The 9,776-nt window shown below is 71.1% G+C and carries 10 protein-coding genes and 1 pseudogene; 5 read left to right on the top strand and 6 right to left on the bottom strand.

Going from position 1 to position 9,776, the window contains the following annotated elements:
• Positions 1-202 (bottom strand): annotated as a pseudogene (locus tag ACRDP3_RS11175) (cytochrome ubiquinol oxidase subunit I); the annotation flags it as partial.
• Positions 199-1,194 carry an aa3-type cytochrome oxidase subunit II gene (gene ctaC, locus ACRDP3_RS11170; RefSeq protein ID WP_431516728.1) on the bottom strand — a complete coding sequence of 332 codons (996 nt, stop codon included), beginning with the start codon at positions 1,192-1,194 and terminating at the stop codon, positions 199-201. The pseudogene ACRDP3_RS11175 and the gene ctaC, both read right to left, overlap by 4 nt.
• A 305-nt stretch (positions 1,195-1,499) precedes the next feature.
• Between ctaC and ACRDP3_RS11165 the strand changes: the two genes are divergently transcribed.
• On the top strand, positions 1,500-2,903 hold the full coding sequence (locus tag ACRDP3_RS11165; protein WP_431516727.1) for a cysteine desulfurase/sulfurtransferase TusA family protein: 1,404 nt from the start codon (positions 1,500-1,502) through the stop codon (positions 2,901-2,903).
• A gap of 56 nt (positions 2,904-2,959) precedes the next feature.
• On the opposite strand, the gene ACRDP3_RS11160 is transcribed toward ACRDP3_RS11165, so the two are convergent.
• Positions 2,960-3,934, bottom strand: a complete 975-nt coding sequence (locus tag ACRDP3_RS11160; RefSeq protein ID WP_431516726.1) for a carbohydrate kinase family protein — start codon at positions 3,932-3,934, stop codon at positions 2,960-2,962.
• 138 nt (positions 3,935-4,072) lie between these two features.
• On the opposite strand from ACRDP3_RS11160, the gene ACRDP3_RS11155 reads away from it, so the two are divergent.
• Entirely contained in the window at positions 4,073-4,291 is a 219-nt protein-coding gene (locus ACRDP3_RS11155) for a hypothetical protein (protein ID WP_431516725.1), read from the top strand.
• Between the two features lie 107 nt (positions 4,292-4,398).
• Positions 4,399-6,072 (top strand): hypothetical protein, encoded by a 1,674-nt coding sequence (locus ACRDP3_RS11150; protein ID WP_431516724.1) that lies wholly within the window; start codon positions 4,399-4,401, stop codon positions 6,070-6,072.
• An 88-nt stretch (positions 6,073-6,160) separates the two neighbouring features.
• Here the strand turns inward: ACRDP3_RS11150 and ACRDP3_RS11145 are convergent, their stop codons facing one another.
• Positions 6,161-6,514, bottom strand: a complete 354-nt coding sequence (locus tag ACRDP3_RS11145; protein WP_431516723.1) for a HesB/IscA family protein — start codon at positions 6,512-6,514, stop codon at positions 6,161-6,163.
• A 258-nt stretch (positions 6,515-6,772) separates the two neighbouring features.
• Here ACRDP3_RS11145 and nadA point away from each other — a divergent pair, with 258 nt between their 5' ends.
• Together nadA and ACRDP3_RS11135 are read left to right on the top strand one after the other, a co-directional pair.
• Positions 6,773-7,978, top strand: a complete 1,206-nt coding sequence (nadA, locus tag ACRDP3_RS11140) for a quinolinate synthase NadA (RefSeq protein WP_431516722.1) — start codon at positions 6,773-6,775, stop codon at positions 7,976-7,978.
• Between the two features lie 9 nt (positions 7,979-7,987).
• On the top strand, positions 7,988-8,869 hold the full coding sequence (locus tag ACRDP3_RS11135; protein ID WP_431516721.1) for a GNAT family N-acetyltransferase: 882 nt from the start codon (positions 7,988-7,990) through the stop codon (positions 8,867-8,869).
• A 19-nt stretch (positions 8,870-8,888) separates the two neighbouring features.
• On the opposite strand, the gene ACRDP3_RS11130 is transcribed toward ACRDP3_RS11135, so the two are convergent.
• Both ACRDP3_RS11130 and ACRDP3_RS11125 read right to left on the bottom strand, forming a co-directional pair.
• Positions 8,889-9,566, bottom strand: coding sequence for a response regulator (locus tag ACRDP3_RS11130; RefSeq protein ID WP_431516720.1), 678 nt, complete (start codon positions 9,564-9,566; stop codon positions 8,889-8,891).
• On the bottom strand, positions 9,563-9,776 hold a 214-nt coding region (locus ACRDP3_RS11125), incomplete at its 5' end, for an ATP-binding protein (RefSeq protein ID WP_431516719.1). The genes ACRDP3_RS11130 and ACRDP3_RS11125, both read right to left, overlap by 4 nt.

The following is a 9,776-nucleotide window of genomic DNA, read 5'->3' as shown; positions in this document are numbered from 1 at the left end:
CGAGTTCGGCACGCATGAACATCGCCATCAGGCCGGCCAGCAGGAAGAAGACGAAGGACGTGACGAAGTACAGCGTCCCGATCTTCTTGTGGTCCGTGGTCGTCAGCCAGTCCACCACCACGGCGCCGGGCGTCTTCTGTCGTACGGGTGGTGCTGCCTCGGCCGTCGCGGCGGCACCCTTGGGTTCGTTGAGGATGCTCACGGGTTATTCGTCTCCGCATTCTTGGCGTCGCCCGTGGTGGCGGTGCCCGACGGGATGTAGCCGGTCTGGCCCTTCTTGGCCAGGCCCTCCAGATGCTTCTGGTATCGCTCCGGGGAGACGACCTTCACGTTGAAGAGCATCCGGGAGTGGTCCACGCCGCACAGCTCGGCGCACTTGCCCACGAAGGTGCCCTCCTTGTTGGGGGTCACCTCGAAGCGGTTGACGTGACCGGGGATGACGTCCTGCTTCATCAGGAACGGCACGATCCAGAAGGAGTGGATGACGTCACGGGAGGTCAGGATGAACTGGACCTTCTCCCCCTTCGGCAGCCAGAGCGTCGGGCCCGGGTTGCCGGTCTGCGGGTTCCGCTCGGCGGGGGTGCCGACCGTGTAGACGCCGTCGGCGCCGCGCGGGAAGCTCTCCGCCATCCGGTCCGGGATGGCGGACAGTTCCTTCTTCCCGGTGTTGGAGGTGGAGGCGTCGCCGTCCACGTCCTCGATGTAGTTGAAACCCCAGCTCCACTGGAAGCCGACCACGTTGACCACGTGGGCGGGCTTCTTCGACGTCGCCAGCAGCTTGGTCTCGTCCCGCGCGGTGAAGTAGAAGAGCACCGCCACGATGATGATGGGTGCCACCGTGTACAGAGCCTCGATGGGCATGTTGTACCGGGTCTGCGGAGGTACCTCGACCTTGGACCTGGAGCGCCGGTGGAAGACGATGCTCCACACGATCAGACCCCAGACCAGCACGCCTACGGCGAGCGCCGCCGCCCACGATCCCTGCCACAGGGAGAGGATCCGCGGTGCCTCGTCGGTGACCGGGGTGGGCAAGCCGAGCCGGGGGAAGTCCTTCGACGTGCAACCGGTCGCGGTCGCCAGGACCAGGCCCGCGGCGAGCGCCTGCTGCAGCTTCCGCCGCATCGGGCGCCGCGACATGGGGGTACCGCCCACGCCCGGCGGGCGGTGGGGGAGGTCGGAGCCATTGGGACTCACGTAGCGCCTTCCCGAGAGTCTCGCCCGCCCATCCGGGCTCGGCCTTTTGCTGGTCGGGCGCGGGCCCTGGCGCGGGCAGGGGTTTGGATGTTTATGCGGGGCAAACCTTACTGGACCGTTTTCGGGGCCACGCGGGGAGGGTCCGTAACGCGCCGGACGGCCCTCCGATGGCGAGGAGGCCGGGCCGGAGAACGGGGAAGTCGCCCGGCGGCGCCGTATCTGACACCGCGTCGGGGACGGGCAGAGGGTGCGGAGCGGTGGCGCCGCGCGGGGATGTCGCGCGGCCGGCGCGTTAGCGTTCCGGTGTGCCCTACTTCGATGCCGCCTCCTCGGTACCCCTGCACCCCGTCGCGAGGCAGGCGCTGGTCGCCGCGCTGGACGAGGGGTGGGCGGACCCGGCCCGGCTGCACCGGGAGGGGCGGCGGGCCCGGATGCTGCTGGACGCGGCGCGCGAAACCGCCGCGGAAGCGGTGGGATGCCGTCCGGACGAGCTGGTTTTCACCCCATCGGGTGCCCGCGCACTGCACATCGGGATCGCGGGCGCGCTCGCGGGGCGGCGCCGGGTGGGCCGGGGTCTGGTCGTCTCGGCGGTGGAGCACTCCGCCGTCCTGCACGCCGCGGCGGCCCACCTGGACGCGGGCGGCACGGTGAGCGAGGTCGCGGTGGACCGCAGCGGACGCGTCACTCCATCGGGCTACGAGGCGGCGCTGGAGGAGGACACCGCGCTGGCCTGTCTGCAGTCGGCCAACCACGAGGTGGGCACGGAACAGCCCGTCACCGAAGTGGCCCGGCTGTGCGCGGGGGCGGGCGTGCCGTTGCTGGTGGACGCGGCCCAGTCGCTGGCCTGGGGCCCCGTCGAGGGTGACTGGTCGATGCTGGCGGGCAGCGCGCACAAGTGGGGCGGCCCGGCGGGGGTGGGGCTGCTGGCCGTAAGGAAGGGGGTGCGCTTCGCGCCGCCACCGCCGGCCGACGAACGGGAATCCGGGCGCAGCGCCGGCTTCGAGAACATTCCGGCGATCGTCGCGGCCGCTGCCTCCCTGCGGGCGGTACGGGCAGAGGCGGACGCCGCGGCGGCGCGGCTGCGCGCCGTGATCGACCGGGTACGGGCGCGGGTGCCGGAACTGGTGCCGGACGTCGAGGTCGTCGGCGATCCGGTGCGCAGGCTGCCGCACCTGGTGACCTTCTCCTGCCTGTACGTGGACGGCGAAGCCCTCCTGCACGCGCTGGACCGGGCGGGCTTCTCCGTCTCCTCGGGTTCGTCCTGCACCTCCAGCACGCTGACGCCCAGTCATGTGCTGCGGGCGATGGGAGTGCTGTCCGAGGGCAACATCCGCGTCTCGCTGACGCCGGGGGCGGGGGCGCCGGGCTCGGCAGCCTCGGTGGAGGAGGACGTGGAGCACTTCCTGACGGTGCTGCCGGAGGCGGTGCGCGGCGTACGCGAGCAGCTGGGCGCGCCCCGCGCTCCCGGCGAGCCACGCCGGCCCGTGCCCCCTTCCGCCGACCTGACCGTGGACGCGCTGGGCACGCTGTGCCCGGTTCCCGTGATCGAACTGGCGAAGGTCATCCACGAGGTACCGGTGGGCGGCGTCATCACCGTTCTCGCCGACGACGAGGCGGCCCGCCTGGACATTCCCGCCTGGTGCGAGATGCGGGGCCAGGAGTATCTCGGCGCCGAGGGCACGTCGTTCCGCGTCCGCCGACGGGCGTAGGGCAGCACGCCGGGGCGGGCCCGCGCTGTGCGGACCCGCCCCGGCGTGCTGATGTGTCAGAGGAAGTGGGCGCCGACCTCGGTGGCCGCGTCCTGCCCGTACCGCTTCGTGAAGCGCTCCATGAAGTGGGCGCGCCGCAGCTCGTACTCCTGGGTGCCCACCGTCTCGATGACCAGCGTGGCCAGCATGCAGCCCACTTGGGCGGCGCGTTCGAGGCCGACGCCCCAGGAGAGCCCGGAGAGGAAGCCCGCGCGGAAGGCGTCGCCGACGCCGGTCGGGTCGGCCTTGGCGTTCTCGTCCGGCACCCCGACGACGATGGATTCCTCGCCCTCGCGGTCGATGCGGACACCCTTCGCACCCAGCGTGGTGACCCGGGTGCCGACCTTGCCGAGGATCTCCTTGTCGGTCCAGCCGGTCTTGGACTCGACGAGTTCCTTCTCGTACTCGTTGGAGAAGAGGTAGGCCGCGCCCTCCAGCAGCACCCGGATGTCCGGCCCGTCCATCCGCGCGATCTGCTGCGAGAAGTCGGCGGCGAAGGGGATGCCGCGGTTACGGCACTCCTCGGTGTGCCGGATCATCGCCTCGGGGTCGTCCGCGCCGATGCAGACGAGGTCGAGGCCGCCGACCCGGTCGGCGACGGACTGCAGCTCGATCTGGCGGGCCTCGCTCATGGCCCCGGTGTAGAAGGAGCCGATCTGGTTGTGCGCGGCGTCGGTGGTGCACACGAACCGGGCGGTGTGCAGCAGCTCGGAGATGTGCACCGAGTGGGTGTCCACGCCGTGCCGGTCGAGCCAGGCGCGGTACTCCTCGAAGTCCGCTCCGGCGGCGCCGACCAGGATCGGGTTCGTGCCGAGCTGGCCCATGCCGAACGCGATGTTGGCGCCGACGCCGCCGCGCCTGATGTCGAGGGTGTCGACGAGGAAGGAGAGGGAAACCGTGTGCAGCTGGTCGGCGACCAGCTGGTCGGAGAACTTCCCGGGGAAAGTCATCAAATGGTCGTTCGCGATGGAGCCGGTGACTGCGATACGCACGGCGAAATCTGCTCCTGTCGGAGGACGCTTTCGGATGGCAACATCACCGTACCCGCTCCCCTGACGTATCCGAACAGGACCTAATTACCAGATAGTAGGGCCTACCGGGCGCGTGACCAGGTGCGTAGCGTCGGCCTCATGCAGAACCTCGCGCTCCCGCCCGGAGCAGAACCCGAGTCGATGGACCAGCTGCGCGGTGACTGTGCCCGCATGGCTCCCCACTGGTCGAACCCCTTCCCCGCGCCGGCCCGTGCGCGGGAATCGGGGGCACCGGCCCCGTACGAAGCACTGCACGGGGTGCGCGTACCGGTGGCTTCCGCGCGCCTGCTGGACGGTATGTCCGAATACGGCGACTGAGAGGCGGGCGGAGGGGGAACCGCTTGTGCTCCGGCCCCGTCACACCTGCGTCCCTCGCATGCAGGGCAGGGACCTGAAGTGATGAGCGGAGCCGAAGGAGTCATGCCGTGAGCACCGAACCGTCCCCCGCCGATGGCGGGGAGGGCGCTACCCCGAATTCCGCCGATTCCCTCGATTTCTCCGATATCTCCGATACCTCCGAGGAGCGGCCCGCACCGCGCCGCCGACGGCAGTTGTCCGTGGTCGCGGTGGCGACGGCCGTGCTGCTGGCCGGTGGCGGTGGCGCCTACTGGGCCTCGAGCGCCGGCGGCGGGGACTCGGCCGGGCCCGGCGACAAACCGGCGCCACTCGCGCTGGACGGCATCGCGGCCCAGCAGCGGGGCGGCTCTCCCGGCGACGGACCCGAGGGGATCGCGCCGGGCGAACCGCACCGGCAGAGCTACCGCGCCACCGGCGAGCTGCCGGACGGCCCCGGCTCGGCCTCCGTCTACCGCACCAAGGCCGGCGTGCCCCGCGACGCGGTGGCCGCGCTCGCCAAAACGCTGGACGTGCCGGGAACGCCGGAGAAGCAGGACGGCCGCTGGGTCGTCGGCGACAGCGGCGGCTCGGACGCGCCGCAGGGCCCGGCGCTCACGGTGAACAACGACAGGTCGACCGGCAACTGGACGTACCAGCAGCAGGGTTCGACGGGCGAGCTGCCGTGCGCGAGGCCGCTGCCGACGGTGCCCCGTGACGACGGGCCGAGCCAGGGCGGTGGATCCGGATCGATCAGCCCGTCCGGGCCGGACGACTCTTCCGGCTCTTCCGACCCGGACCGGTCCAACACCGTCTGCCCGAGCGTGCCCGACTCCGGCAAGAAGGGTTCGCCGGTCTCGGAGCGGGAGGCGAAGAGCGCCGTACGCCCGGCGTTGAAGACGCTCAAGCTCACGGACGCCGCACTGGACGCGAAGGTGACACTCGGGCCGCTGCGCATGGTGACCGCCACCCCGGCGGTGGACGGCATGCCCACCCGGGACTGGAACAGCACCTTCACCGTGGGCCCGGACGGCAAGGTCGTACGGGGACACGGCAACCTCGGCGAGCTGAGCAAGGGTGCCTCGTACCCGGTGATGACGGCGAAGGAGACGCTCAAGCACCTCAACAAGCAGGGTGCGATGGGGTCGAGCGGCGTCTCCAGCAGCGTGCGCGAGCCGATGCGGGACACGAAGAACGAGAAGCCGGCGAGCGAGGCTCCCCCGAGCGCACAGCCCGACCCGCGGGAGCCGGTGAAGGTGACGGGTGCCGACTTCGGGCTGGTGACGCACTACGCGGCCGGCAAGCCGGTGCTCGTACCGTCGTGGATCTACGAACTGGATCTGCGGGGCGGCACGCACAGCGCGCGCGTCGCCTACCCCGCGGTGCAGCCGGAGTTCCTCAAGCCGACCCGGCCCGAGCAGCCCGGTTCCGGCCAGTCGGGTTCGGGCCGGCCCGGTTCGGACCCGGGCGAGGCCGAGGAGCCGGGTACGACGCCGATCCAGGCCGTCAAGTCCTACACGGCCGAGGGACGCACCCTGAAGCTGACCTTCTGGGGCGGGGTGTGCGGCGGCTACACGGCGAGCGCCGATGAGGGCGGCACGTCGGCACCGGTCAAGGTCACGGTCCGCCCGAAGAAGACGGACTCGAAGAAGGTCTGCATCAAGATCGCCAAGAAACAGACCGTCGAGGTCGAGCTCGGCAAGGCGCTCGGTGACCGCGAGGTCGTGGACGCGCGGGACGGCGAGGGAGTGCCGCGCGCCAAGTGAGGGGGCGGAACGACGAAGGCGGCGGACCCCTGGTGGGGGGAGTCCGCCGCCTTCGTCCTGCCTGCTCGGCCGATGCGGCCGCGCCGGCTCAGCTGAAGGAGTCGCCGCAGGCGCAGGAGCCCGAGGCGTTCGGATTGTCGATCGTGAAGCCCTGCTTCTCGATGGTGTCGACGAAGTCGATGGAGGCACCACCCAGATAGGGGGCGCTCATCCGGTCGGTGACGACCTTGACGCCGTCGAAGTCCTTGACGACATCACCGTCGAGCGAGCGCTCGTCGAAGAAGAGCTGGTACCGCAGGCCGGAACAGCCACCGGGCTGGACGGCGACGCGCAGCGCCAGATCGTCGCGGCCCTCCTGCTCGAGCAGGTTCTTGACCTTCACCGCAGCGGCGTCGGACAGGATGATGCCCTCGCTCACAGCGGTTTCGTCCGATACGGACATCTGCTTCTCTCCCGGGTTGGTCGGACTGCTCTGCCGCCAGCTGCAACGGGCGGCATCCCGGATTCATTCCAGGGCTGGCACGTACGTTTGATCACTCGTTCTCGTCGTTCTCCTCCCTCATGCTCGCACACAGCCGGAGCGACCGGGAATGCGTCACATCGACGCGAACGCCATCGTCAAAGTGACATGAAGCGGCTATCATCGATAGCGTCAGTTGGACGAGAAGCCGCTCGCGGCGCTACAGAAAGGGTGGGTGCCGTGCCGCATCCCTCCGGCCAGCCACTGGACGTACAGCCGACGCCACTCGCGCTGCTGCTGCTCGGCCGTGAGTCGGACCCGAACAGCGAGCGCGGCGTCGAGTGCCCCGGGGACCTTCCCGCTCCCTCCGACCCCGGCCTGGTCGAGCGCGCCCGCGCGGCCAAGGAGCGGCTCGGGGAGCGCGTCTTCGTGCTGGGCCACCACTACCAGCGGGACGAGGTCATCGAGTTCGCCGATGTCACCGGGGACTCCTTCAAGCTCGCCCGGGAGGCGGCGGCGCGTCCCGAGGCGGAGTACATCGTCTTCTGCGGCGTGCACTTCATGGCCGAGTCGGCCGACATCCTCACCTCCCACCGGCAGCAGGTCGTACTGCCGGACCTGGCCGCGGGCTGCTCCATGGCCGACATGGCCACGGCCGAACAGGTCGCCGAGTGCTGGGACGTGCTCACCGAGGCGGGCGTCGCCGACGTCACGGTTCCGGTCTCGTACATGAACTCCTCTGCCGACATCAAGTCCTTCACCGGCCGGCACGGCGGCACGATCTGCACCTCCTCCAACGCCGCGCGTGCGCTGGAGTGGGCGTTCGCGCAGGGTGACGACCGGACGGGCCTGCGGAACAAGGTGCTCTTCCTGCCCGACCAGCACCTCGGCCGCAACACCGCCGTCCGCGACCTGGGGCTGTCGCTCGAGGACTGCGTCCTGTACAACCCGCACAAGCCGAACGGCGGCCTGACCGCCGAGCAGTTGCGGGACGCGAAGATGATTCTCTGGCGGGGGCACTGCTCGGTGCACGGCCGCTTCTCGCTGGAGTCGGTGCGCGACGTACGCGAGCGCATCCCGGGCGTCAACGTCCTCGTGCACCCCGAGTGCAAGCACGAAGTCGTCGAGGCCGCCGATCAGGTCGGCTCGACCGAATACATCATCAACGCCCTGGAAGCCGCCCCCGCCGGATCGAAGTGGGCGATCGGCACCGAACTCAACCTGGTGCGACGGCTGGCCGACCGCTACGCGGACCAGGACAAGGAGATCGTCTTCCTGGACCGTACGGTCTGCTTCTGCTCGACCATGAACCGGATCGACCTGCCCCATCTGGTCTGGGCGCTGGAGTCGCTGGCGGACGGGAAGGTCGTCAACCGGATCGAAGTGGACGACGAGACCGAGAAGTTCGCGAAGCTCGCCCTGGAGCGGATGCTGGCGCTGCCGTAGCCTGCGGCAATGCTGTTGCGACCGGTGCGGGACACCGAGGCGGACGCCGAGACGGTACGGCGGCTCGCGACGGCGACCTTCACCGCGTCGGACGCGGTCAAGGGCGACGGTCCCCTCTCCGAGCCCGGCCCTGAGCAGTCGGCAGCCCGGCGCGAGAAGGCCCGGCAGTTGGTCCGCGCGGACCCGGGCGGCAGCTGGCTCGCCATGGACGCGGCCGGAGAGCCGGTGGGCGCGGCCCAGTCGCTGATCCGGGAAGGCACCTGGGGACTGGCCCTGCTGGTCGTGCTGCCGGACGCGCAGGGCAAGGGCGTGGGCACGGCACTGCTGGAGAGGACCCTGCGATACGGCAGCGCGTGCCTGCGCGGCCTCATCTGCAGCTCGCGCCACCCGATGGCGGCCCGCTCCTACCGCCGGGCGGGATTCGAGCTGCACCCGATGATGCGCCTGGACGGCATCGTCGACCCGGCGCGGCTCGCCGACCCCGACGGGCCGGCCGTCGAGGGCTCGGCGGCACACCGGGACCTGATGGACTCCGTCGACCGGCGAGTGCGCGGCGGCGCGCACGGCGTGGACCACGCGTACCTGCTGCGCCACTGCCGCCTCTTCGTCGCCGACGACCTGGCGGGCAGCGGCTACTGCTACCTCGACGCCGACGGCCGCGTCGAACTCCTGGCTGCGACCTCGCGCCGGCTGGCCACCCGGCTGCTGATCACCGCCCTGCTGAGCCTCCCGGACGGCACCCGGGCCACGGTCCCTCACCTCACCGGGGAGCAGCAGTGGGCCCTCGACGTCGGCCTGGCGGCGGGCCTGCGGCTGACCACTTCCGGCTACCTCGGCCTGCGCGGCATGCGCCCGCCCGCCCCTTACATCCCTTCGGGCGCCTTCTTGTGACCCGCACAGCCTGTGACCGCTAGCCGCGCGCCCGTACGAGACCGTTCTCGTACGCGGCGACCACCAGCTGCGCGCGGTCACGGGCGCCCAGCTTCGACATGGTGCGGTTGACGTGCGTCTTGACGGTGAGCGGGCTGACGGTGAGCCGCTCGGCGATCTCCTCGTTGTTGTGGCCGCCCCCGACCAGGGTCAGCACCTCGCGCTCCCGCCCGGTGAGCGCGTCGAGCGCCCCGGAGCCCCCGCCTTCAGCCTCCTCGTGCGTCCCGCCCTGCGCCAGGAAGGAGGCGATCAGCCCCTTCGTGGCGACCGGTGACAGCAGGGCGTCGCCCTTGGCCGCGGTACGGATGGCGGCCAGCAGTTCGTCGGGCTCCGCGCCCTTGCCGAGGAAGCCGGAGGCACCCGCGCGGAGCGCCCGTACGACGTAGTCGTCGACCTCGAACGTGGTCAGGATGACGACCTTGACCTCCGCGAGCGAGGGGTCGGCGCTGATGGCGCGGGTCGCGGCGAGCCCGTCGGTGCCGGGCATCCGGATGTCCATCAGCACCACGTCCGCGCCGACCTCCCGGGTGACGGCGACGGCCTCGGCCCCGTCGGCCGCCTCCCCGACCACCTCCATGTCGGGTTCGGAGTCGACCAGTACGCGGAACGCGCTGCGCAGCAGCGTCTGGTCGTCGGCCAGCACCACCCGGATCGTCATGCGGATGCCCCTTCCTGCGGCTGCTTTCCCAGCGGGTCCTGCGGGTCCTGCGGGCCGGACGGCTGCAGCGGCAGCCGCACGTGTACGCGGAATCCTCCGCCCGGCAGCGGCCCCGTCTCACATGCGCCGTGCAGCGCGGCGGCGCGCTCCCGCATCCCCAGCAGACCGTGACCGCCACCCGTCTCAGCCGCGTCCGCCGCTTCCGACGAC

The organism is Streptomyces sp., assembly GCF_050698815.1.
Taxonomy (GTDB): Bacteria; Actinomycetota; Actinomycetes; order Streptomycetales; family Streptomycetaceae; genus Streptomyces.
Note: the sequence above shows the minus strand (reverse complement) of the source record. Positions and strands in the feature narration are given on the sequence as shown.